Genomic DNA, 25,817 nt, shown 5'->3' with positions numbered 1-25,817 from the left:
GCAACTGTAAGTGTCACGCAACAATTGACACAAAAAATTCATTTTACAAGGAGGAGATTTGGTGGAAGCCGTTGAGATTGGAATTGAAGTCTATATTTCACTCGCGATTTATTTCATCGCCATGCTGGGTATTGGTTATTATGCTTATAAAAAATCAACCGGCGACTTATCAGAATATATGCTTGGAGGCAGGAAACTTGGACCGGGTGTAACCGCACTTTCTGCCGGCGCATCCGACATGAGTGGATGGATGCTGCTTGGTCTACCAGGCTCGATCTATGTATCCGGTATCTCGGGCATGTGGATTGCGGTTGGTTTATCCATTGGGGCATATCTAAACTATTTATTCGTTGCACCTCGTTTAAGAACTTACACAGAAGTAGCAAATGATTCAATCACAATTCCTGATTATTTTGAGAATCGTTTTGTAGATAACACAAAAATTTTGCGCTTCGTTTCCGCAATTGTCATCATTATTTTCTTCACTGTCTACACATCTTCAGGTATGGTTTCAGGTGGAGTACTTTTTGAAAGTGCATTTGGAATGGATTACACGCTTGGACTTTTTGTAACAGCAGGTGTCGTACTTGCTTATACGCTATTTGGCGGATTCCTTGCTGTTAGTATCACTGACTTTGTTCAGGGTTGTATTATGTTCGTGGCACTTATTCTTGTACCAATTGTGGCATTCATGGAACTTGGCGGGGTAGGCCCGACATTCGATACGATTAATGCGATTGATCCAACATTGACATCATTCTTCCAGGGTACGACTTTCCTTGGATTTATCGGGTTAATGGCATGGGGGCTTGGTTACTTTGGACAGCCTCACATCATTGTACGTTTTATGGCGATCAGAGATGTTAAATCTTTAAAATCTGCACGCCGTATCGGTATGACTTGGATGATCGTCGCTATTATCGGTGCATTATTCACCGGTCTAACAGGTATTGCTTATATTGCAAACACTGGAGCAGAGCTTGCAGATCCGGAAACAATCTTTGTTTTCTATTCTCAGGTATTGTTCCACCCATTAATTTCAGGTTTCTTACTTGCTGCGATTCTTGCAGCAATTATGAGTACAGTTTCTTCCCAGCTGCTTGTTACATCAAGTGCGCTGACAGAAGACTTTTACAACACGTTCCTGAAGCGCAGTGCATCTGATAAAGAGCTTGTACTTGTTGGACGTATTTCAGTTCTTCTTGTTGCGATCGTAGCCATCCTGCTGTCACTTGACTCTGACAGCACGATTCTTGATATCGTAAGTAACGCATGGGCAGGATTCGGTTCTGCATTTGGGCCTGCTATCCTGTTAAGTCTTTACTGGAAACGTATGAACCGCTGGGGTGCCCTTGCAGGTATGCTCGTTGGTGCGATTACCGTTATCCTGTGGGTATACGTATTCGACCTGAGCGGATTCCTATACGAAATGATTCCAGGATTCTTCCTAAGTTTACTTGCCATCATCGTAGTAAGCTTAACAACTGGAAACTCTCGTCAGCCTGTACGTGACGGATTCGATGAATTCGAAAAAGTTCACGAGGTTGAATCAAACAAATAATTTTTATCACTCAACCTGTCCGGCATCAGCCGGGCAGGTTTTTTCATGCTACAGAAAACCATTCAGCCTGAGTCAAAACTCATGATTTTATGAAAGAAGTGCAATATCTTTCGAAACAAGCTCAACATTCTCCGAACCAGACTCAAAATAATGCGAAACACCAGCCAAACCTTACGAACCTCCCCATTAATTTTACGAACCCCCTCCTCTTCCTTAGAAAAGATGGCTCCTGCCCGATTTCTTTTCTTCACAAGAAGAGTTGATTATATCCCACACAGGGTCAGATTCCCCCGCAGACTCCTGTGGCGGTAAGGGACAGGTTTACTTATCCGTTGTGGAATTCATTACTTACGATTGAAATAATACAGGATACACATTCCAAAGGGCAGGAGCCATCCGGAGACTCCTGCGGCAGAGAAGCGACAGGTGAGACAGCGTAGTGCGTAGCACTAGCTGGCTCACCGCGCGGCCGCGGAAAGCGAAGGATGGCTCCTGCCCGACTTTACGAATAAATATTATTCTCCCAAAAACATTCAAACCGCACTGACATTTTCTGCATATTATCACACATTATAAGCATATCAGGAAACGCTTACATAAAAAATCGTTAAATATTTCAGAAAAAACGAAAAAAAGACGAGGATTATTGTTATACTTTGTAGAAATTGTATAGACCAATTGTATGAAAGGATGAGTGCTCCCTTGGAACAGCTTCTTAGTGATTATGATATCCACCTTTTCCACGAGGGAACCTTGCAGAATGCACAATCTGTATTTGGCGCCCACCTGATTAAAGAAAAACAGAAAATAACTGGAACGCGTTTTACCGTTTGGGCTCCTCACGCCCGTTCTGTTTCAGTCGTTGGAGACTTCAATGGCTGGCAGCCTGGGAATTTGGAAATGGAACGGGTAAACCGTGAAGGCATATGGACGGCAGAGGTTGGGGACAATCTTGAAGGGGAAATTTATAAATACGCCATCACGACACAATCTGGAGACGTGTTGATGAAAGCTGACCCCTACGCTGTTTATTCAGAGCTGAGACCAAACACGGCTTCTATTGTATATGACCTGTCAGGCTATAAATGGGGGGATCAGCTATACCGCCAGCGTATTCGTCGCAGGCGTCCGATTTATGAGCGTCCGCTTGCCATTTATGAGCTTCACTTAAATTCATGGAAGCAAAAAGAAGACGGTTCTTTCTATACATATCGTGAATACGCTGATGAGCTGATTCCATATGTAAAGGAACGCGGTTTCACACATATTGAGCTGCTTCCATTGACCGAGCACCCGTTAGACGCGTCATGGGGCTATCAGGGAACAGGCTATTATTCTCCAACGAGCCGCTTTGGCACGCCACACGATTTAATGTATTTCATTGACCGCTGTCATCAGGAAGATCTCGGCGTCCTGCTTGACTGGGTTCCAGGACATTTCTGTAAGGATTCTCATGGGCTGTATCTGTTTGATGGGCAGCCTCTATATGAATACGAGTCCTTTAGCGACCGTGAAAATCTTGAATGGGGAACGGCTAACTTTAATCTTGCCAAAGGTGAGGTGCGAAGCTTCCTTATTTCAAATGCGTTGTACTGGATGAAAACCTTCCGCATTGATGGGCTGAGAGTAGATGCAGTTGCCAATATTCTTCACTGGGCTAACAGCGAGCCTCTTACATCGAATCCATATGCTGTCGAGTTTTTACAGGAGTTAAATAAAGCTGTGTTTCAGGAAAATCCGCGCTTTCTTATGATGGCGGAGGATTCAACAGACTGGCCAAATGTCACCGGTCCGGTTCATGAAGGCGGACTTGGATTCAATTATAAGTGGAACATGGGCTGGATGAACGATGTACTGGATTATATGTCCTATCATCCATTTGAACGGAGACATCATCATCACAAGCTGACGTTTTCTATGGTCTATGCTTATTCCGAAAATTATATTTTACCGTTTTCTCATGATGAAGTCGTGCATGGTAAGCGCTCTCTGCTTCATAAGATGCCAGGTGAGTACTGGGAAAAGTTTGCGCAGTGGCGCCTATTGCTCAGTTTTATGATGGTACATCCGGGTAAAAAGCTCCTTTTTATGGGTTCTGAGTTTGCTCAGTTCGATGAATGGAAATATATACAAGGATTAGATTGGTTTTTAAAGGAATACGAATCTCACCGTCAGGCAGACAACTTTTCAAAAGAATTGATGGATTTTTATCTGTCTCACAAAGCACTGCATGAGTTTGATCACGACCCTCAAGGGTTTGAATGGATTGATGCTGACAATGCAGAGCAGAGTATTTATTCATTTATCCGCAGAGGAAAAAGAAAAAGTGATACGCTCATCGTCGTTTGTAACTTCACAAATGTCAGTTACGATGCTTTTCAGCTGGGTGCGCCTTTTGAGGGGAAATGGGAAGAGGTTTTCTCAAGTGACAAAAAAGACGCTGGTGGAACGGATCATCTTAATACTGATTCCATTGAAACAGAAGAAACGCCAATGCATCACCGGAAGCAGTCTTTAACAATGAAGGTACCTCCACTTGGTATCACAATTTGGAAACCGGCAAAAAAATAATAGAATCAAGGAGCGTGACATAATGGTTAAAAAGAAGTGTGTTGCTATGTTGTTAGCAGGTGGTCAGGGAAGCCGTCTTCACTCTCTTACAACAAATATCGCAAAACCTGCCGTGCCTTTCGGCGGTAAGTACCGGATCATTGATTTTACGTTAAGTAACTGCACAAACTCAGGTATTGACACGGTTGGTGTGTTAACACAGTATCAGCCGCTTGTTCTGAACTCCTATATTGGAATCGGCAGCGCCTGGGATCTTGACCGCCGTAATGGCGGCGTAACCGTCCTCCCTCCTTATACAGAGGCATCCGGTGTGAAATGGTACAGCGGTACAGCAAATGCGATTTATCAGAACCTGAACTATATTGAGCAGTATAATCCTGAATACGTCCTGATTCTGTCCGGTGACCACATTTATAAAATGGATTATTCAAAGATGCTTGATTACCATATCCAGAATGACGCGGAAGCAACAATTTCAGTCATTGAAGTGCCTTGGGAAGAAGCGAGCAGATTTGGCATCATGAATACAAATGCCGACTTTGAAATCGAAGAATTTGATGAGAAGCCGGATGAGCCGAAAAGCAACCTCGCTTCAATGGGTATCTATATTTTTAACTGGAAATCATTAAAGAATTATCTTGAACTTGATAATACGAATGAAGAATCCTCGCATGACTTTGGTAAAGATCTGATTCCTTTATTCCTGAATGAAGGTAAGCGCCTGATGGCTTATCCGTTTGAAGGTTATTGGAAGGATGTTGGTACGGTTAAGAGCTTGTGGGAGGCCAATATGGACCTGCTGGAAGAAAATCCGGGGCTGAATCTGTTTGATCATTCCTGGAGAATCTATTCCCGTAACCCGAATCAGCCGCCTCAATACTTATCACAGACATCTGACGTAAAGGATTCACTCATCAATGAAGGGTGCATCATCGAAGGAACGGTTCGCCATTCTGTTATTTTCCAGGGCGTTCAGATTAAAGAAGATGCAATCATTGAAGAATCCGTGATCATGCCGGATGCCGTGATTGGGAAAGGTGCGATCATCCGACGTGCTATTGTACCGGAGCATATTACCGTTCCAAACGATGTAACGATTGAACCCGAAGATGGATCAGGTGAGATTATCCTGGTGACTCAGGAAATGGTTGAAAAACTTCGAAAGGATGTGACAGCATGAGCCGTTTATTAGGAGTCATTGATGCAGCTACTGTTATGGGGGGACTTCAGGATTTAACGTTAAACCGTTCTGTTGCCTCCATCCCCTTCGCCGGGCGCTACCGGTTTATTGATTTTGTTTTATCCAATATGGTGAATTCAGGCGTGAGCAGTGTGGCTATTTTTCCAAAACACCAGTACCGCTCATTAATGGACCATATCGGCTCAGGGAAGAACTGGGACCTTGACCGTAAACGTGACGGTCTGTTCTTCTTCCCTCCTTACTTTGAGCCGAATGAAACGACCAGCATTGGTTCATTTGCCCGCCTGGAGCAGCATATTGAATTTTTCAAGCGCAGCCACCAGGACTACGTGGTCATTGCAAACAGCTATGTCATTACGAACGTAGATTTTGAGGAGGCGCTGGCTGAACATCTGATCCATGACTATGATATTACAGAGATTCAGCATGAAGGCGAGTCTCTTGAAATGTATGTTTTAAGCAAGTCTTTATTAGTAGAGCTAATTGAAAACCGACGCACTTCACAATTTATCAGTGTGTCAGACGTTGTGAAACAGCCTCTGCACAGCTTCAACATTGGCTCGTATGAACATAAAAGCTACACTGCGATTATTGATTCCATTCCTGCCTATTTTAAACATTCGATGGATCTCCTCGGACATGCTGCATGGAGCCAGCTATTCTCGTTAGACCGCCCGATCTACACGAAGGTAAAGGATGAGCCGCCAACAAAATATGCAACAAATGCACAAGTATCTGATTCCATGATTGCAAATGGCGCAAGCATTGAAGGAACAGTTGAAAGCAGTATTGTGTCACGTGCCGTTAAAATTGGCAAAGAATCTGTTGTGAAAAATTGCATCGTGATGCAAAAAAGCCAGATTGGAAAAGGCTGTACCCTCGAATACGTAATTTTAGATAAAGACGTAAAGGTACTTGACGGAACGACACTTAGAGGAACTGCTGAAAAGCCGCTCGTTCTGCGTAAAGGAAGCATCCGTGAAGCGGCGGTGGCTAAATGAAAGTCCTCTTCGCCGTTTCAGAATGTGCACCATTCGTAAAATCAGGAGGCCTCGGTGACGTCGCCGGGGCTCTTCCTAAGGAATTAAAAAAACTCGGTACTGATGTCAGAGTCATGTTACCCAAGTACTCCCTGACCTCAGACGAGCTGCTTTCAAAAGCTAAGAAAATCAAGACGATTACTGTTCAGGTCGGCTGGCGCAATCAGTATTGCGGCATCGAAACACTTGAGCACGGAGGGATTACCTATTATCTGATTGATAATGAATACTATTTTAAGCGTGATTCTCTTTACGGACATTATGATGACGGCGAACGTTTTGCCTTTTTCAGCCGTGCCGTTCTTGATACACTTCCTGTCATTCCATTTAAACCGGATGTGATTCACTGTCACGACTGGCATACAGGCATGGTTCCGTTTCTGCTGGACCGTAAATATAAACAGGACTCATTTTATAAATCCATGAAAACAGTCTTTACGATTCACAATCTGCAATTTCAGGGTCTCTTCCCTCAAAATATTCTTGGCGATCTGTTAAACCTTGAAGATCACTATTTCCATTCCGGTGAGCTTGAGTTTAACGGTGCGGTAAGCTTTATGAAGGGGGCAATTTTAAGTTCTAATGCACTTACAACGGTGAGCCCGACATATAAAGACGAAATTCAGACCCATTTCTTCGGTGAAAAGCTGGATGGACTTTTACGTGATCAGTCCTTTAAGCTGTCAGGTATTTTAAACGGGATTGATACAGAAAGCTATCACCCTGAGCATGATTCATATATCGCAAAACCGTACACGTGGAAAACGGTGAAGAATAAGAAGAAAAATAAAGAAGCACTGCAGAAAGAATTCAACCTGCCTGTGACAGACTCTGTCCCTGTGATCGCGATGGTCACCAGGCTGACCGAACAAAAAGGGCTGTCTCTCGTTAAGCGCGTCATGCATGAACTGATTAATGAGGAGGCTTTCCAGCTTGTTGTGTTAGGAAGCGGTGATCCTGAATTTGAAGGCTATTTTAATTATCTTGCCACTGCATTTCCTGAGAAAACCGGTGTTTATATCGGATTCTCAGAAGCGCTTGCCCACCGGATTTATGCCGGTGCTGATTACTTCTTAATGCCGTCGCTGTTTGAACCGTGTGGACTGAGTCAGCTTATTTCCCTGCAGTACGGGACCATTCCGATTGTCCGTGAAACGGGTGGATTGAATGATACCGTTCATTCCTGGAATGAAGCAGACAAGTCTGGTAACGGGTTCACGTTTTCAAATTACAATGCACATGATATGAAGCACACGATTAAACGGGCGCTCTCCTACTATAAGGATCAGAACGTCTGGCCGAAGCTGCAGGAAAATGCCATGTCCGGTGATTACAGCTGGGCACGTTCAGCAGGCGAATATCAGACTCTATATGAGCGACTTCAAGGGAGGAACTAACACGAATGTTCCGTGATAAAAATGCGTTCAAAACCGCCTTCTTGCAGCGGCTGGAGCAATCATCCGGCCTGTCATTTGAACAATCAACCAAGCAGCACCAATACCAGGCGCTTGGTATGATGGTACGTGAATACGTCAGTACCAACTGGATCGCCTCTAATGAACATACCCGCAAAGGGGACCATAAAGAGGTGTATTATTTATCCATTGAGTTTCTTCTTGGCAGACTGCTGGTGAGCTCACTCGTTAACCTGGGTGTAAAAGAAATTGTGGAAGAAGGCCTCGCAGACCTTGATATCAACCTGAGTGACCTTGAGGAAGCAGAGGCAGATGCAGGACTGGGAAACGGTGGCCTTGGCCGTCTCGCCGCCTGCTTTTTAGATTCAATGGCTTCTCTTTCCATGGCTGGACACGGTCACGGGATCCGGTATAAGCACGGTCTGTTTGAACAAAAAATTATTGACGGATATCAGGTCGAGCTTCCTGAACAATGGTTACGTAACGGTAACGTCTGGGAAGTCCGAAAGCCTGACCTTGCAGTAGAAGTTCCTTATTGGGGCAACGTTTCATGGACAGAGGAAAAAGGCCGTATGATCTTTAAGCACGAAAATGCCGAGACCATTCTGGCTGTTCCGTTCGATATGCCAGTTATCGGTTATGATACTGACCGGGTTAACACACTGCGTCTTTGGGGAGCAGAACCTGCAAAAAACTTCCCGCCTCATAAGGATTTTATGCAATACAAACGGGATACGGAGCAGGTTTCTGAATTCCTTTATCCAAATGACATGTCAGATGAAGGGAAGATTCTCCGACTGAAACAGCAGTATTTTCTTGTCCGGGCAAGCCTTGCGAGTATCCTGCGTGATTACAAGGAAAATCATTGCGACCTGTATGAACTGCATGAACACATTGCGATTCATATTAACGATACCCATCCTGCTCTTGCTATTCCTGAGCTGATGAGGATTCTGATGGATGATGAAGGGATGCGCTGGGAAGAAGCATGGAGCATTGTTACGGAAACCATTTCGTACACCAACCATACGATTCTGTCAGAAGCACTCGAGAAATGGTCTGTTGACCTTTTCCGTCCACTATTCCCTAGAATATTTCAGATTATCGAGGAAATCAACCGCCGCTTTTGTGAAGAGCTGTGGGAAGCCTATCCGGGTGACTGGGACCGCATCGAGTCAATGGCTGTCATTGCACACGGCTTCGTCAAAATGGCACATCTGTCGATTGTAGGAAGTCACAGTGTCAACGGAGTAGCAAGACTGCACACAGAAATTCTTAAAATGCGTGAGATGAAAAACTTTCATGAGTTTTATCCTCACCGTTTTAATAACAAAACAAATGGCATTACACACCGCAGATGGCTGCTTCAGGCAAACCCTGAGCTGACTTCCGCGATTAATGAAGCGATCGGCACGGATTGGATCAAGGATACTCAAAAACTTGATGCCCTTCTTCCGTTTGCCGAGGATGCTTCTTTTCAGGAGAAAGTCGAGCAAATAAAATATGATAAAAAAGTGGCACTCGCTGACATTATTAAGGATCGGAATGGCATTTCAGTTAATCCTGATTCAATCTTTGATGTTCAGATTAAACGACTGCATGCATACAAACGCCAGCTTTTAAACATTCTGCATGTGATGCACCTGTATAACCGGATGAAAGAGGATTCCTCCTTCAAGCCTTATCCGCAAACGTTTATTTTCGGAGCAAAGGCAGCACCGGGATACGAATATGCCAAGAAGGTCATCAAGCTGATTCATTCCGTTGCAAACCTGGTGAACAACGATCCGCTTTCAAAGGATTACCTGACTGTCGTCTTCCTTGAAAACTACCGTGTATCACTTGCTGAAAAAATCATTCCTGCAACGAATATCAGCGAACAGATTTCAACAGCTAGTAAAGAGGCTTCCGGAACAGGTAACATGAAATTCATGATGAATGGTGCCCTCACACTCGGTACGCTTGATGGTGCCAACGTCGAAATTGGCGAACTGACAGGTCCTGAACATATCTTTATCTTCGGACTGACTGCTCAGGAAGTCATGCGCTACGAAAAGCACGGCGGTTATCACTCCTATGACTATTATCACGGGGATCCGCGCATCAAAAAAGTCATTGACCAGCTGACATCAGGATTCTTCCCTGATTCCTACTATGACTTTGATATGATCTCAGACTCACTGTTGATGGAAAACGATCAATATTTCCTCTTAAAGGATTTTGATGCGTACGTCACCGCTCAGCAGGATATCACCGCTGCCTATCAAAAGCGAAAAGAATGGCTAACCTCAAGCATTCACAACATCGCCCGCTCCGGCTTCTTCTCAAGCGACCGGACGATTAAGCAGTATGCAGAGGATATTTGGAAGCTGTAAATGGAAAAAGGCTGAGACAGCGTTGCTGTCTCAGCCTTTTATATTGAACCGGAACAATATTAGTTTTGGAGGAGCATACTTTCGGAATCCTGGAGATTCTTTTATGAAAGCTATCAACAGAAGTTGTTCCCCTATTAACAAAACAAATCGTTCTATCGACAAATATCAAGTGCCTTTCAACAGAAATTCCCCTGCTATCAACATATCATGTCATCTTCAACAGCCTAGCGACAAAATGTGACTTCCTAGCAACAGAAGTGACTAAGCTAACAACAGAAAATTCAAGGCAAACAACAGAATCATTTTCACACACTGACTTATTTCAAAACAACTAAAAGGGCCGGGGGACATCCGCAGACTCCTGTGGCGGAAAGGGTCAGGTGAAACCATTGTGCGAAGCACAAGGGGTTCACCGCCCGGCCACGGAAAGCGGAGGATGTCCACCGGCCCGGTTTTGCAAAAACCAACTAACCATCACTGCTCATAAATATGAACAAACGGCTCTGTCTCATTCGGTTCCTTAATAATCAGTGCCTCAGGACCATTAATTGACGTAATGCTCACCTCAATATCAAAATACTCAGGGAACAAATCAACAAGACGTCCGGCTACATACTGTGTAAATCCGATAATCTCTGATTTTCCGTAAAATTGAATTGGAATGTCAATTTTCAGATTCTCCAGCTGATCTCCCCGGTATAATCCTGTTCCAATAACACTATTGAAATTAGGGAAATACGTTTCCACATCCTGCTTGAAATTCAGGAATGCTGTTTCGTCATCCCGGTAGTTTTCCTGCGCTTCTGATGAAGGGAATAACACATAGTTTTCATTCATTTCATTCCAGCTGCCAAGCTCATTGCTGCCACCGTCTGCTGACGCGTAACCAATGAAGTTACCAGGAATCACAGTCGTTCTCGGCTCCTGCTTAAATAATGCAATCGTGACCGGTACATCAGCCAGCGCTGCTTTTTCCGGATCATCTGCAGCCATTTGACGGATGCGCTGAAGTACTTCCTGCGCCATTTGTCTTCCCTGCTCTTCAATCTCAGCATCAGGAATCGGCTCCTCAAATGTTGGACCGAATGGATCATTATCGTTCTGATAGTAGTAAACAGAATTCATCGCAAGCCCAAGCACAACACCACCGAGCCTTACCTTTGACTCATCTTCTTCAGATTTCACAAAGTAGTTATGCTCAAGAATGTGCGCTAAATAGATCGGACTTTCCTTCGCCCGCTGCTCTCGATTTTCTCCACCGGCATCAACCGGGTTCAACCCGACATTTTCTTCAGGCTCCATCTCGTACTCCTGAAGCTGAGCATCGGTAAACTCACGGTTTAACCAGCTTGTAATCGTATCACTGTCTAGAAACTGTCCCGCCTGAAAGAAGTGCGTTTCAGGATCAAAGTTCTGCTGCGCAACACGCATCAGTCCACTTTCAAATTCTGCAATATCGTAATTCGTCTGCAGATTATTCACGACCATTCCGCGTGAAGGGGATGGTTCGTATGGTAATAAGGTCCGGTAATATTCGTCAGATATCTGGAAGTTTGGAATGATGACAGTCTGTTCTTCCGATTCCTCCGGCGCGTTCTCCTGGATAACCTCATCTTCCTGCTGAAAAGATGGCATACACCCTCCCAGCAGCAAGGAAGCACCCGTTACTGCGGCTATCCACTTTTTCATGAAATGCTACACCTCTTGTTTGGTTATTTCGTCAATGAGCTGCTGCTCATCCCAGATCGTAATATTTAAATCCTGTGCTTTCGTCAGTTTAGAGCCGGCATCTTCTCCTGCAACAAGGAGATCTGTCTTTTTACTAACACTGCCGGTCACTTTTCCACCTAACAGTTCTATTTTCTCTTTCGCTTCATCACGTGTCAATTGAGCTAACTTCCCAGTTAATACAACCGTTTTTCCTGTGAATGCAGACTCAACAGATTCCATCCGCTCTTTTTTAGGACCGGTATAAGTCAGGTTCACGCCATTTTCGCGGAGTTCTTCTATTAATTCCTGTACTTCTTCGTTCTCAAAATATGTGACGATTGCATCAGCCATTTTGTTTCCTATTTCATCGATTTGTAACAAATCGTCCACAGTTGCTTCACGCAGCTTGTCAAAAGAGCGGAAATGCTCTGCAATCGTTTTGGCTGCTTTTGCTCCTACATGGCGGATCCCAAGTCCAAACAGCAGCTTCTCCATAGAGTTTTTCTTGGATGCCTCAATGGCATTCAGTAGATTCTCCACGGATTTCTCACCCATTCGTTCTAGTTGAATGAGCTGCTCCTTCGTTAAACGATACAGGTCTGCTACATCTTCAATCAGATTTTCCTTAAATAGCTGGGCAATGACCTTTTCCCCTAATCCATCTATGTTCATAGCATTGCGGGATACAAAATGAGTCAGACCCTCCTGAATCTGTGCCGGACATTTCGGGTTAAGGCAGCGGAGTGCTACTTCCCCTTCCAGCCGCTCAAGCTCGCTGTCACAGGCAGGACAATGCGTCGGCATCGTAAATTCCTTTTCATCCCCTGTTCTGCGATCCGTGATCACACTGACCACCTCAGGAATAATATCGCCTGCTTTTTTCACAATGACATGATCACCGAGCCGGATATCTTTTTCACGGATTAAGTCCTCGTTATGAAGGGAAGCTCTTTGCACCGTTGTGCCTGCTACACGAACAGGCTCTAAAATGGCAGTCGGTGTAAGTACTCCCGTCCGTCCTATGCTCAGTTCAATATCATGAAGAATCGTAATGACTTCTTCAGCAGGGAATTTATAAGCAATGGCCCAGCGTGGACTTTTCGCTGTGAAACCGAGCTCCTCCTGCTGTGAAAGGGAATCAACCTTGATCACGATACCATCAATGTCATACTCAAGCTCAGCACGCTTTTCGACCCAACTGTTGACGTAATCAATAACCTCTTCAATCGTGCCGCACGTTTTGCGTTCTGGATTCGTTTTAAGGCCATTTTCATTCAAAAGCTTCATGCCTTCACTTTGCGAATTGATCCCCGTTTCGCCCGGATCACCAATGCCGTAAAGGAAAATATCCAGGTTTCTGGACGCGGCAATTCTCGGATCCAGCTGACGCAGTGAGCCTGCTGCAGCATTACGTGGATTGGCAAAGGCAGCTTCTTCACGTTTTTCTTTTTCCTCATTCAATTTAATAAAAGAGGATTTTGGCATGAAGGCTTCTCCACGCACTTCAATGGATAATGGGTTCTTCAGGCGCAGAGGGATCGACCTGATTGTCTTCAGGTTGGCCGTAATATCCTCACCAACCGACCCGTCTCCTCTTGTTGCACCCTGCATAAACACACCATTTTCATAGCGTAGTGAAACCGCAAGACCATCTATTTTCAACTCACAGCTGTAGGCAATTTTGTCACCGACAGCCTGTCTGACTTTACGGTCAAAGTCCCGCAGATCCGCTTCGTTAAAAGCATTTCCAAGACTGAGCATTGGTGTGCGGTGTTCAACCTTGGAGAACTGCTCCAATACGGCTCCACCAACACGCTGGGTCGGGGAGTCCTCCGTGATCAGTTCAGGATATTTCTGTTCAATCTCCTTCAGCTCGTTTAAAAGCTGATCATATTCGGAATCAGGAACCGACGGCTGATCCAGGACATGGTATTCATAATTGAACTGATTCAGCTTGTCATGAAGTTCCTGAACGCGTTTTTGAATGGATGAGTCCATATTGTCATTCCTCTCATTTCATTGGATGGTTTACATTGTATTAACAAGATGATCCGGCTTTCAATAAAAACACCCGTTATAAACGGGCGTTTTTATTGAAAGCCGCTTACCTTCGTAACCGGTGCAAACTTGGCAAGCAGACGTTTAATGCCGGTCGGGCTTGGAAATGCGATATCAAGCTCCATGGAGTCGCCTTCACCTTTGACACTGACTACGGTGCCTGTTCCCCATTTACCGTGCTGCGCTTTATCTCCGACGCTCCAGCCGATATCACTGCCGCCTGTTGTCCGCTGAACCGGACGGCGCACTGGTGCTTTACGCGGTTGTGCAGATGGTCGCGGTGATCCACCAAGACCAAACGGGTTGGCTTCCTTTTTCATCGGTTCCTCAAGAAGTTCAGATGGGATCTCAGCAATAAACCTTGAAACAGGGTTCATATTCGTGCGTCCAAACAGCGTTCTCATCTGGGCATTCGTAATAAACAGTTCCTCTTCAGCACGCGTAATCCCAACATAGGCAAGGCGGCGCTCCTCTTCCATCTCCACTTCCTCCATCAGAGAACGGCTGTGAGGGAAAACCCCTTCCTCAAGTCCCATTAAAAAGACAACAGGGAACTCAAGTCCCTTGGCTGAGTGAAGCGTCATAAGCGTGACAGCATCGAGTGGTGCATCATCTTTGTCAAGCTGATCAATATCCGCCACAAGCGCGAGATCCGTCAGAAAAGCAATCAGACTCTTGTCATCATTGGCTTGCTCAAACGCTTTTGTAACAGATAGAAATTCATCAATGTTTTCGAGACGGCTCTGTGCTTCAATTGTTTTTTCAGCCTGCAGCGCTTCGCGGTAACCTGACTTCTCTAAAATATCCTCAACCAGCTCAGTGACGGACAAATACTCCTGCATTTGCGTCATATTCTGAATCAGTTCCCTGAATTCAAGCACCGCCTTTGCTGCTTTTCCGCTCAGACCAACGAAATCAGCCAGACCAATCGCCTCAAACATAGACATATCGTTATCACGCGCATAATTCGCTATTTTATCGACAGACGTTGAGCCTACCCCTCTTTTCGGTACGTTAATCACACGGGTCAGACTGATATCGTCGTCAGGATTCGCGATTAAGCGAAGGTAGGCAAGCAAATCCTTGATTTCTTTTCTGTCATAGAACTTCGTGCCGCCGACGATCGTGTACTCAATGTTTGATTTCATGAGTACTTCCTCCATCACACGGGACTGGGCGTTTGTACGGTAAAGAATCGCAAAATCAGACGGTTTGCGGGCTCCGGATCGCACAAGTTCATTGATTTTCCCCGCTACAAACTGACCTTCTCCCTGCTCGCTGTCGGCACGGTAATAGGTGATTTTCTGACCGCCCTTTTTATCCGTCCACAGGTTTTTCGGTTTCCGGTTCGGATTGTTTTTGATAACAGCATTCGCAGCATCCAGAATGTTTTCTGTAGAGCGGTAATTCTGTTCCAGAAGGATAACCGTTGCGTTCGGATAATCCTTTTCAAATGACAGGATATTCGTAATATCAGCCCCGCGCCAGCGATAAATCGACTGGTCAGAATCCCCTACAACACATAGATTTTTAAAGCGTGACGCCAACAACTTTACAAGTAAATACTGCGCGCGGTTCGTATCCTGATACTCGTCCACGTGAATATACTGGAATTTTCGCTGATAATTCTCAAGCACTTCAGGGACACGCTCAAATAAATGAATCGTCTGCATAATCAGGTCATCAAAATCAAGCGCAGAATTCTTTCTCAAACGGCGCTGGTATTCAGTGAATACCTCGCTGATTGTCTGGTCGTAATAGCTTCCTGCATCTTTGGCAAACTGCTCAGGCGTCGTCAGTTCATTTTTTGCCGAACTGATCGCTGCCAGAATACCTCTTGGATCAAATTTTTTCGGATCCAGGTTTTTATCTTTCAGAATCGCTTTAATAACAGACTGCTGATCCGTAGAATCGAGAATCGTAAAATTACGGTTATAGCCAATACGGTCAATGTCTCTTCGTAAAATCCTCACACACATGGAGTGAAAAGTGGAAATCCAGACATCCTCAGAAGCACCTCCGAGGATGCTGCCGACACGGTTTTTCATTTCACGGGCGGCTTTGTTGGTAAAAGTGATCGCCAGAATATTGTAAGGAGCAACCCCTTTTTCTATCATCAAATACGCAATCCTGTGTGTCAGTACTCTAGTCTTCCCGGATCCGGCACCTGCCATAATTAAAAGCGGGCCTTCCGTTGCTTTAATTGCTCTCGCCTGCTCAGGGTTCATTCCATTTAAAAGCCGGTCAGTTAAAAATTGCATAATCGCACCACCTCGAACATTTGTTCTTATTATATCGTAACTTGTCTGTTTGCGGCATTTATTTTAAAACTGTTTTTAACGCCTCATTTAGATTCTCATAAATAATGTTTCCGACGACAATGACATCAGCATGTTCAGCCATTTCCTTTGCCTCTTTTACAGAACGGATTCCCCCGCCGTAAAATAACACTGCAGATTCAAGCTCACGGCTGACCTTTTCAACAAGCTTCGGGTCACCGTACATCCCGCTGTATTCCATATAAAAAACCGGAAGCGAAAACAAGCGCTCGGCCATACGTGCATAGGCAATGACATCTTCGTCACATTTCGGTACCTCTGCATTTGTCAGGCTTGCCGCTTTGCAATCCGGGTTCAAAATCACATATCCTTCAGCTAAAAGTTCTTCCCAGTTCATCAGGTCACCATGCTCCTTAATCGCCTCATGATGCAGCCCTGTGATCCACTTCGGATCCTGCGTGTTCAGGACGGTCGGAATAAAATATAAATCATATCCCGGTGTAATCGATTCAAGCGTCGAAACCTCCAGCACACAAGGAACCGTATATCTGCGAACTCTTGCCATCAGATCTAGCACATTGTCGAGTGTGATACCATCAGAACCGCCCACCATCACAGCGTCCGTTCCGGATTCACAAATCGCTTCCAATGCCTCATCTGATATTTCTTTATTAGGGTCCAGTTTGAATACATGCTTCCACTCCCGGACATCGTACATGCCAAATCCTCCATTCGAGCCTTCATTATCCGTACTATTATAGCACCGAATGTGGATGTCTTAAAGTGCGGGAAGGAATGTGGTTGGGATAGAGATGTGGGGAGGAGAGTTCGTGAGGTTGCGGGCGGAGTTTGTGAGGTTAGCCGTAGAGTTCGTGAGGTTATGACACGAGTTCGTCAGGTGCCCACAACAATTCGTGAGGTCCGCGGAAAGTTTGTGAGGTTTGTGTCATTTGAACTACTTCGGAATGATGTGTGGAACGTTAAATTAGCTGGGGAGAGTTCGTGAGGTTATGGCACGAGTTCGTCAGCTACCGGCAACAATTCGTCAGGTCCGTGGAGAATTTGAAAGTTCAATATCATTCGACCTAGCCCGGAACGGAGTCGGAAAATTAGTTTACCCCAATCCCCAAAACTCCATAAAAATAGACCGGCTCTAAGCCGGTCTCATGTCTTACTCTTCTTCTTTTTTATCGCTGTGCACACGCTCAAGCACCATAGCATACGTGTCATTTCCATAATTAAGACAGCGTTTCACGCGGGAGATGGTTGCGGTACTTGCGCCTGTCTGTGTTTCAATTTTATGATACGTATTGCCTTCGCGCAGCATACGGGCTACCTCGAGGCGCTGGGCCAATGACTGAATTTCATTTATTGTACATAGGTCATCAAAGAAACGGTAGGCTTCATCTATATCTTTTAGTGAAAGAACGGCTTCACAAAGCTGATCCAGTTCTTTTCCTCTTAATTTATCGATTTGCATCTGGCAGATACAGCTCCTTTTTATAGATTGCAGAATCAAAATATCATGATCTCTTTTACATTTTAACGCATTATCGTTGGAAAGAGTACCGTTTTCTTTTTCACATCATAGATCCCGCGCTGGGTAATCCTTAAATACGGTAAATGGGTCGAGCATAGGAATAGCAGCGTATAAACCGGATCATCGAATTGGTATCCGGCGTCCCTTAGCACTTCCCTTAATTTTCTTTCCTCAGGAATCAATTCGTCCATCGGCTTTTCAGACATGACTCCACCTAAGGACAACGGGATTTCAAGCTGTACTTCCCCGCCGTTTGTGATAACGATTCCGCCTTTTAACGCCTTCATTCTTTCAAATGCTTGCAGCATATCTTTTTTACTTTTACCAATCAGCAGGATGTCTCCTGAGCTTGAAAATGATGATGCCAGTCCGCCAAGATTTTTCGCAAATCCTTTAATCAAAGTACAGATTTTCCATTTACCATCACGGTCTACCAGCATTAGAAAGGACTCATCCTTTGATCTCGGCAGCTCTTCACCGCTCGCATCCATGGTGATGGAATACGGTTTTGTAATCACGTTATTGACCATATCAATTCCGCATGGCATGGAGAACTGAAGATCATCCTCGCTTAACGTCCAGTCCAGCTCCAGTGCTGCGATTTCCGACCAGTCCGGTGTAAACGACTGCTCAACCTTTACACCATCACGCTTGATCCACTTTCCTTTTGACAGTACGGATTCCGGATTGGGCTCACTCGGATCTGACAATATATTCAGCGTGGCAAGGCGTCCCGTTGCAATCATCCCCTGCATATATTCAAGACGATAATATTTTGCAATCGAATAGGAGGCCATGTGATACGCTTCGATTGGATCTATTCCTTCTTCAATAGCGATGTGAACCAGCCTGTCCATCACGCCATCTGCATAAAAAGAAGGTGTTGAGCCGTCGGTCGTCATCATGAGTGAATCGAAAGAGCGCAGTCCCTTTTCCTTCAGTTCACGAATCAGCTTAGGCAGATCCGGACGTATGGAGGAATGTCTGAGCGTAACAGCAAGGCCCTGTTCCAGTCTCGTCCAGGCTTCATCTCCAGTCATCGCCTCATGATCACCCGTTATACCAAGCAGCGTCATTTTAGCAATGGTCTTTTCTGAGGCGCCCGGTAAATGACCTTCCACACGCTTATAACGAAGTCTCGCCTCCTGCACCCAGCTCAACAGAAGGTCATCCCCTTCCACGAGCTTTGGCCATGCTGTCAGTTCACCTGCAAGGAGCACGCTTGGATCGTCCAGCCATGCCCTGATTTCTCCATTAGTGAAGTAATCCTCTTCCCGGTTCAGTTCCGTCTGTGAATCAAGGCGGCTCCACCAGTAAAAAGAGAGAGGGGATTTTTTAAACTGCTGCATAAAAGGAAGCGCTTTCTTTTTTCGTGTTAATAAAAGCAGCATCAAATTATCCTGGATAAACGAGGTCGTTCCTCTTTGTGCTGCATACGCTGCAAAGCTATGTGGATTATATAGTTGAAACGGATGAACGTGTGGCTCAATGTAGCCGGGTACCACATATTTTCCTTCAGCATGAATCATTTCTGTGCCTGCTGTATTTTCAGGCAAAGCACTGCCTGTATAGATAATCCGGTCCTGATCAATCCAAATGTTTCCCTTCACCCATTGATGCAAAGAAGAATTTAAATAATTCGCATCCCGGATCAGAATGGCCGGCGCTTTCTTACCTTCAAGGACAGATGTATGTGAACGCAAATGATTGATTTTCCACGGAAATCGCTGTTCCATTATGAATCACTCCAGATCATTTCCCATTTGAAAAATAGTGGTTTAATCGTACCATATTTTACACGTCACCGCATAAAAGAAATAAAATTTTCAACACATTATACTTTCCTTATTGTAAAAAAATACATTTTAGTTGTAAAATATTTAAAAGGGATAAGTTTACTATAGATAACACTCAGTTGACCCATGTCTGCATTAATTCAACAAATAATTCATTGAGAAGAACGGACAAAACCATTGATACCAAGCATTCCCTCTATTTCCCGAAAAAAACCTGTCGAAATTCGTGCGTTATAGTAGTCTTTTTCAAATAGTATGATACTATTGAATTTAAGGAATAATTTCGAGCAAGGTGAGTGATGGACAATGATAGGTGATCGTGTAAAAGCGCTGCGAAAAGAAAAAAAAATGTCGCTGACAGAACTTGCGGATCAGGCCGGCGTTGCAAAATCCTATATCAGTTCTCTTGAACGGAATCTTCAAAAGAACCCTTCTATTCAGTTTCTTGAAAAGATTGCTCCGGTACTCGGTGTCAGTGTCAATTCATTGCTTGATCCGGATAGTGATAGTGCACCTGTTGATAATGAATGGGTGGATCTTGCGAAAACTGCGATGGAATCCGGCATATCGAAGGAACAGTTTAAAGAGTTTATTGAATTTAATAAGTGGCGCATTAACCAAAAATAGCCTTAACAGATCACCTTTGATCTGTTAAGGCTATTTAAAGAAAATGCTCCCATTCAGCCGGCGAATAAGTTTTGCTGACTCCATACAACTGACTCCTGGCTTTTTAGAAACTTCGTGATTTCTTCCTTCGGGATTCCGGCTTCAACTGCTTCCTTGATCAGAGCAACCCATTCCATGTCTACCTCATGTTTTTGACCCATACTCTTCCCCTCCTAAAATACTTGATTACAGTACTTCAGGCGGCTCAGCCGTCGTAGCAATTTCTCTCTCTACTTGCCTTAGACCCGTTAGCTTTGCGTCCCAGCTTTTCAGCAGGTTTGCCTTTTTCTGTATCGCAAAGATGATCACAGCATCTTGGTGTCCAAAGGTGTCAATAATGCTTCTGATGGTACAAGAGTTCAAAGTTTATGAACTTATATTACCATTACCCTTTAGAATGATAAATAGTCCCATAGACCTAAATATTCTGACTTTTTCAACATTAAATTTATGTTACAATCTTATTCTTGTAGATTTTTAAATAAACTTGTCTTCCTGCTTTCACAATCTGATGATTTAATTCCTGAAACGACTTAGCCCGATAGAAAGGATTGTCGGTCAGATCCTCACCACATACAGGACACAGCCACGTCCCTTCTTCCATACAACTGAACGATGAGCGTTGACAGCGAGTGCATTCCTTTCTTACCATAGCCAGCCCCTCTTTCTTTTTTGTTCTTTATAAAGAATTAATATATTTTCATTATACTCTATAAAGAACAATCAACAATAGTCAAATAGGGTGTTCTGTTGTATAAAACAATTCATTTACTCTCTCTATCTCTCTTATACTCACTATTCTTCATATTCTCACTATTTTCTATCACTTAATAAGGTGTGTGTTTTACATATATGTAACTTTCAGAAGTAATGAGGTCCAGCCCGTTCAGTTTCATGACGTTCTCTCTGAGGCAACAAAAAAGAGGACTCCTGCACCTGGAGCCCCCTATCGTCGAAATACAACAACTATTTCGCTTTATATCCGGCTTTCCAGCCAATATCTCGTCGATAAAACAAACCCTTTGTGTCAGTGCTGTCCAATGCTGCATAGACTTTCTCCCCGGCCTGCTGCGCGGTCATACCGGACGCTGCAGCTAGCAGGACTCTACCTCCGTCAGATACGATTGATCCGTCTTCTTTTTTCGTCCCTGCATGATACAGATTCGCATCAGCAGTTAACACACTTTCAAGGGAAATCCCTTTTTGATAACTGGCCGGGTATCCGTCTGCCGCTACGACTACACCGAGTACAGTTTCTTCACTCCATTCCGCATTTACTGGCTGGTCTGTCAAAAGTTTAACAAGCAGTTTTGCTAAATCAGACTTCAGTCTCGGTAGGACAACCTGCGTTTCCGGATCACCGAAACGCGCATTGAATTCGATTACTTTAGGCCCGTCTTCAGTCAGAATAAGTCCTGCATATAGAACGCCTGTGAAGCTTCTGTCCTCCTCAATCATCGCCTGAACGACAGGTTTAATGATAGAGTCCAGCGCTGTTTCTGAGACTCCTTCCGGCAGGTGGGCAACCGGTGAATATGCACCCATTCCTCCTGTATTCGGCCCTTCATCGCGATCGTAGGCTCTTTTATGATCCTGGGCAAGCTCAAGTGGAATGATGCGGTCATGGTGAACGAGGCACATAAAGGAGAATTCTTCTCCTTCAAGAAATTCTTCCACTACAATTTTAGCTGATGAGGCACCAAATTTAGCACCCGCCAGCATGTCCTCAGCGGCTTGCAGTGCTTCTTCCTCTGTCATAGCCACGACTACACCTTTACCGGCAGCCAGACCGTCTGCTTTAATGACGATTGGGGCACCCTGCTGTTCTATGTAGCTTTTCGCTTCCATGAAGTCGGTGAATGTTTCATAAGCAGCGGTTGGAATACTGTATTTTTTCATCAGCTCTTTGGCAAATGCCTTACTTCCCTCGATTGCTGAAGCTTTCTGAGATGGACCAAATACGAGCAGCCCTTCCTGACTAAATGCATCAGCCAATCCTTCAGACAAGGGCTGTTCAGGGCCAATGACCGTCAGCTGAATACCCTTGTCTTTTGCAAACTTCAAAAGTGACTCCTGATCACCCTCGGAAATATCCACACATTCGGCTACAGCTGCAATCCCTGCATTTCCCGGCGCACAAAACACACGTGCTACAGAAGGATCCTTACTGAACTTATCACAAATCGCGTGCTCTCTTCCCCCGCGTCCTACAACGAGAACATTCATTCAAAAACGCCTCCTTTTTGATCAGCGTAGAATCAGGGTCTGACCCTAAATCTACAGTCCCTGCACTATAAAAAGAGCTGACTCCTTTCGCGGAAGCCAGCCAAGATATGAAAATATGCTGTAAGTGGTTTTGACATGGACCTCTTACAATGAGAGTAAACATGGATGATAAACTTGAATATGGACTACGTTAAATGTTCAAGATGCTCTTTTAAGAAAGACTTAGTGTTTGAAGTGACGGACACCAGTCAAGACCATAGTGATGCCGTGTTCGTTTGCTTTCTTAATGGAATCCTCATCGCGGATAGATCCGCCTGTTTGAATAATCGCTGTGATGCCTGCTTTGGCTGCTGCTTCCACCGTGTCATCCATTGGGAAGAAGGCATCGGATGCTAGACTTGCTCCTTTTGCGCGGTCGCCTGCCTGCTCCAGTGCGATTTTGGCTGCACCGACGCGGTTCATTTGTCCGGCACCAATTCCGAGTGTCATCTGTGCATCTGCGACAACAATTGCATTCGACTTAACGTGTTTCACCACCTTCCAGGCTGTCTTCATAGCAGCCCATTCCTCTTCCGTAGGCTGGCGGTCCGTTACAACGCGAAGCTCAGCATCGTCAAGCGTGTAACGATCCTGGTCCTGTACAAGAAGACCGCCTTCAACAGATGTATAAAGGTATTCATGCTTCACATGGCGATCAAATGGTACAGTGAGCAGACGAATGTTCTTTTTCTTCGTTAAAATCTCAAGTGCATCCTCTGAAAAGGCAGGTGCAATAACGATTTCAAGAAAGATCTCAGCCAGCTGCTCAGCTGTTGCTTTATTGACTGCACGGTTAAACGCAACGATCCCGCCAAAAATAGACGTTGAATCGGCTTCATAAGCTTTTTGGAATGCTTCTTCAGGGCTTGCGCCTGTTCCAACTCCACATGGATTCATATGCTTAACAGCCACTGCTGCGGCCTCATCAAAATCCTTGACGATCTGAAGTGCTGCATCCGCATCCTTGATATTGTTGTAGGAAAGCTCCTTACCATGATGCTGACGCGCATGGGCGATAGAGAATTCCGAGCCGAGCGGATTGCGGTAGAAGGCTGCTTTCTGGTGGGGATTTTCCCCGTAGCGCAGATCCTGCTTACGCTCATACGTAATGGTGATACGCTCAGGATTTTCTTCACCTGATTCCTGCGTTAAATATTGTGAAATGTAAGCATCATAGGCAGCAGTGTGACGGAATACCTTTGCAGCAAGGCGGCGTCTCAGATCCTGCGATACGTGACCATTATCCTTCAATTCACCAATCACACGTTCATAATCAAGCGCATCTACGACAACCGTAACGTAAGCATGATTTTTAGCGGCTGCACGAAGCATCGTTGGACCGCCGATATCAATGTTTTCAACAGCATCATCAAAGGATACATTCGGTTTCGCGATCGTCTGCTGGAACGGATACAGATTCACCACAACGAGATCAATCGTTTCAATCCCCTGCTCCTCAAGCTGACGCTGATGCACAGGCTGATCCTGCTTGGCAAGAAGACCGCCGTGAATAGATGGGTGAAGCGTTTTAACACGACCTTCGAGAATTTCCGGAAACCCTGTTACATCCTCTACTCCGGTTACATTAACACCGTTATCCGCAAGTAAATTCTTGGTTCCGCCAGTAGACAGAATTTCATAACCAAGCTTTTGAAGTTCTTCTGCAAATTCAACAATGCCTGCTTTATCCGAGACACTGATTAACGCGCGTTTTGACATCGTATTTCCTCCAATGATTCAGCAAATAGCTGGTTTAGTGTTTCAGGGTAGAGCTGATGCTCAATGTCGTGAATCGTCTGCTCAACCTTCGCCCGGTCCATTCCTTCTGCTAAATGAAATGCCTGCTGTGAAATGACCGGTCCCGTATCCATTCCTTCATCTACGAAATGAACCGTGACACCCGTTACTTTCACACCGTAGGCAAGCGCCTGACCGACTGCATCCTTACCTGGAAAAGCCGGAAGCAGTGAAGGATGAATGTTCACAATGCGATTTGGATAGGCTTTAAGAAGGACCTCTCCGATGAGTCTCATATACCCTGCTAATACTAGCCATTCTACTTCTTTTTCATGCAGTCTTTCAAGAATAGCTGATTCATAGTCTGCTTTTGAATCGAATGTTTTCGGTTTAAGTGCACAAACCTCAATACCGAGCGATTCAGCCCTTTTAATTGCATAGGCTTCAGGTTTATCTGTCACCAGTAGAACGAGACTGCCATTCAGCTTCCCGTTTTGCACGGCTTCGGCAATCGCCTGAAAGTTTGAACCGCTCCCTGATGCGAAAACCGCAAACACAGGCTTAGCGCTCATAAAAGCTGACCTTCTTTCCTTCTTCAGCCGTGACTGCACCAATCTGATAAGGCGTTTCTCCGGCTTCACGCAAAGCATTTACAACATCGGCAGCCTTCTCCTGGTCAACTGCAAACACAAACCCGATGCCCATGTTAAAGACGTGGAACAGCTCGTCCTGTGTCAGCCCTCCGGTTCGCTGAATCAGATCAAACACCGGCAGCACCGGCCAGCTCCCGAGATGAATCTCAACTGACGTTCCATCTGGCAGCATGCGGGGCAGGTTTTCGTAAAAACCGCCACCCGTCACATGCGCCATTCCTGTCACGCCACCTGCTTTTAAAGCAGCGAGGACCGCTTTCGGATACAAGCGTGTCGGTGTCAGCAGGATTTCACCAAGCGGCTGTTCAAAACCTTCCGCTGTTTCAGTTAATGAATAACCAGCCTGCTCAAGCAGTACTTTTCGAACGAGCGAAAATCCGTTACTGTGGATACCGCTTGATGGAAGGCCAATGAGCACATCACCAGGCTTGATGTCTGAACCTGTGATAATCGCTGACTTTTCAGCAGCTCCAACCGCAAAACCGGCCATATCATATTCGTCTTCCTCATACATACCGGGCATCTCTGCTGTTTCTCCGCCGATTAAAGCACAGCCGGATTCCACACAGGCATCTGCTATTCCTTTTACGAGCTGTTCGATCTTTTCAGGGTCAGCTTTTCCGACTGCCAGGTAATCAAGGAAGTACAATGGCTCCGCTCCCTGTGCGGCAATATCATTGACGCACATGGCCACACAGTCAATGCCGATCGTATCGTGCTTATCAAGTACAAAAGCGAGCTTCAGTTTTGTGCCAACGCCATCTGTTCCGGAAATCAGTACCGGCTCTTTATAATTCAGTGAAGACAGATCAAACATGCCACCAAAGCTTCCAAATGCGCCCATGATCCCCGCGCGTTCTGTTCTCTTCACGTGTTTTTTCATTCGTTCAACGGCTTCATAACCGGCTTCAATATCCACTCCGGCCTGCCTGTATGCATCTGACATGCTG

General features: G+C 45.0%; 18 protein-coding genes and 1 riboswitch. Of the genes, 7 read left to right on the top strand and 11 right to left on the bottom strand.

Annotated features, from left to right (window positions below; translation table 11 throughout):
• Positions 1-76: 76 nt before the first annotated feature.
• The 6 genes from putP (at position 77) to E2491_RS03705 (ending at position 10,163) form a co-directional block, all read left to right on the top strand.
• Positions 77-1,561 (top strand): sodium/proline symporter PutP, encoded by a 1,485-nt coding sequence (gene putP / locus E2491_RS03730; RefSeq protein ID WP_134373002.1) that lies wholly within the window; start codon positions 77-79, stop codon positions 1,559-1,561.
• Positions 1,562-2,263: 702 nt separating this feature from the next.
• Entirely contained in the window at positions 2,264-4,132 is a 1,869-nt protein-coding gene (glgB, locus tag E2491_RS03725; RefSeq protein ID WP_371414451.1) for a 1,4-alpha-glucan branching enzyme, read from the top strand.
• 22 nt (positions 4,133-4,154) lie between these two features.
• Positions 4,155-5,312, top strand: coding sequence for a glucose-1-phosphate adenylyltransferase (locus E2491_RS03720; protein ID WP_305778187.1), 1,158 nt, complete (start codon positions 4,155-4,157; stop codon positions 5,310-5,312).
• Positions 5,309-6,334 (top strand): GlgC family sugar phosphate nucleotidyltransferase, encoded by a 1,026-nt coding sequence (locus E2491_RS03715; protein ID WP_134372872.1) that lies wholly within the window; start codon positions 5,309-5,311, stop codon positions 6,332-6,334. The genes E2491_RS03720 and E2491_RS03715 overlap by 4 nt, the downstream gene beginning before the upstream one ends.
• A complete protein-coding gene (gene glgA / locus E2491_RS03710) occupies positions 6,331-7,770 on the top strand; it encodes a glycogen synthase GlgA (RefSeq protein ID WP_134372869.1) in 1,440 nt (479 codons plus the stop codon). The genes E2491_RS03715 and glgA overlap by 4 nt, the downstream gene beginning before the upstream one ends.
• A gap of 5 nt (positions 7,771-7,775) precedes the next feature.
• Positions 7,776-10,163: a glycogen/starch/alpha-glucan phosphorylase gene (locus tag E2491_RS03705; protein WP_134372866.1), complete on the top strand. Its 2,388-nt coding sequence runs from the start codon at positions 7,776-7,778 to the stop codon at positions 10,161-10,163.
• Positions 10,164-10,637: 474 nt separating this feature from the next.
• On the opposite strand, the gene E2491_RS03700 is transcribed toward E2491_RS03705, so the two are convergent.
• The 6 genes from E2491_RS03700 to E2491_RS03675 all read right to left on the bottom strand — a co-directional run bounded on the left by E2491_RS03700 (position 10,638) and on the right by E2491_RS03675 (position 19,486).
• On the bottom strand, positions 10,638-11,852 hold the full coding sequence (locus tag E2491_RS03700) for a CamS family sex pheromone protein (RefSeq protein ID WP_134372863.1): 1,215 nt from the start codon (positions 11,850-11,852) through the stop codon (positions 10,638-10,640).
• A 6-nt stretch (positions 11,853-11,858) separates the two neighbouring features.
• Positions 11,859-13,871: an NAD-dependent DNA ligase LigA gene (gene ligA / locus E2491_RS03695; protein ID WP_134372860.1), complete on the bottom strand. Its 2,013-nt coding sequence runs from the start codon at positions 13,869-13,871 to the stop codon at positions 11,859-11,861.
• Positions 13,872-13,963: 92 nt separating this feature from the next.
• Positions 13,964-16,192 (bottom strand): DNA helicase PcrA, encoded by a 2,229-nt coding sequence (gene pcrA / locus E2491_RS03690; RefSeq protein ID WP_134372857.1) that lies wholly within the window; start codon positions 16,190-16,192, stop codon positions 13,964-13,966.
• Positions 16,193-16,250: 58 nt separating this feature from the next.
• Positions 16,251-16,928: a heptaprenylglyceryl phosphate synthase gene (gene pcrB, locus E2491_RS03685; RefSeq protein ID WP_134372854.1), complete on the bottom strand. Its 678-nt coding sequence runs from the start codon at positions 16,926-16,928 to the stop codon at positions 16,251-16,253.
• A 453-nt stretch (positions 16,929-17,381) separates the two neighbouring features.
• A complete protein-coding gene (locus tag E2491_RS03680; RefSeq protein ID WP_134372851.1) occupies positions 17,382-17,690 on the bottom strand; it encodes a YerC/YecD family TrpR-related protein in 309 nt (102 codons plus the stop codon).
• A gap of 62 nt (positions 17,691-17,752) precedes the next feature.
• A complete protein-coding gene (locus E2491_RS03675) occupies positions 17,753-19,486 on the bottom strand; it encodes an adenine deaminase C-terminal domain-containing protein (RefSeq protein ID WP_134372848.1) in 1,734 nt (577 codons plus the stop codon).
• Positions 19,487-19,852: 366 nt separating this feature from the next.
• Here E2491_RS03675 and E2491_RS03670 point away from each other — a divergent pair, with 366 nt between their 5' ends.
• The gene (locus tag E2491_RS03670; protein ID WP_134372845.1) at positions 19,853-20,173 is read left to right on the top strand and encodes a helix-turn-helix domain-containing protein; all 321 of its coding nucleotides are present in this window, start codon (positions 19,853-19,855) and stop codon (positions 20,171-20,173) included.
• 53 nt (positions 20,174-20,226) lie between these two features.
• On the opposite strand, the gene E2491_RS03665 is transcribed toward E2491_RS03670, so the two are convergent.
• The 5 genes from E2491_RS03665 to purM all read right to left on the bottom strand — a co-directional run bounded on the left by E2491_RS03665 (position 20,227) and on the right by purM (position 25,813).
• Positions 20,227-20,373 carry an anti-repressor SinI family protein gene (locus E2491_RS03665; protein ID WP_134372842.1) on the bottom strand — a complete coding sequence of 49 codons (147 nt, stop codon included), beginning with the start codon at positions 20,371-20,373 and terminating at the stop codon, positions 20,227-20,229.
• A gap of 35 nt (positions 20,374-20,408) precedes the next feature.
• A riboswitch (cyclic di-GMP riboswitch) is annotated at positions 20,409-20,505 on the bottom strand.
• Between the two features lie 673 nt (positions 20,506-21,178).
• A complete protein-coding gene (gene purD / locus E2491_RS03660; protein ID WP_134372839.1) occupies positions 21,179-22,438 on the bottom strand; it encodes a phosphoribosylamine--glycine ligase in 1,260 nt (419 codons plus the stop codon).
• A 222-nt stretch (positions 22,439-22,660) separates the two neighbouring features.
• Positions 22,661-24,196: a bifunctional phosphoribosylaminoimidazolecarboxamide formyltransferase/IMP cyclohydrolase gene (purH, locus tag E2491_RS03655; RefSeq protein WP_134372836.1), complete on the bottom strand. Its 1,536-nt coding sequence runs from the start codon at positions 24,194-24,196 to the stop codon at positions 22,661-22,663.
• Positions 24,178-24,786 (bottom strand): phosphoribosylglycinamide formyltransferase, encoded by a 609-nt coding sequence (gene purN, locus E2491_RS03650; protein ID WP_134372833.1) that lies wholly within the window; start codon positions 24,784-24,786, stop codon positions 24,178-24,180. Before purN ends, purH begins: the two co-directional genes overlap by 19 nt.
• Positions 24,776-25,813 carry a phosphoribosylformylglycinamidine cyclo-ligase gene (gene purM / locus E2491_RS03645; RefSeq protein ID WP_134372830.1) on the bottom strand — a complete coding sequence of 346 codons (1,038 nt, stop codon included), beginning with the start codon at positions 25,811-25,813 and terminating at the stop codon, positions 24,776-24,778. Before purM ends, purN begins: the two co-directional genes overlap by 11 nt.
• Positions 25,814-25,817: the final 4 nt, after the last annotated feature.

This window comes from Jeotgalibacillus sp. R-1-5s-1, assembly GCF_004405105.1.
In the GTDB taxonomy this organism is placed as follows: Bacteria; Bacillota; Bacilli; order Bacillales; family Jeotgalibacillaceae; genus Jeotgalibacillus.
This window is presented reverse-complemented; position numbering and strand designations above follow the sequence as displayed.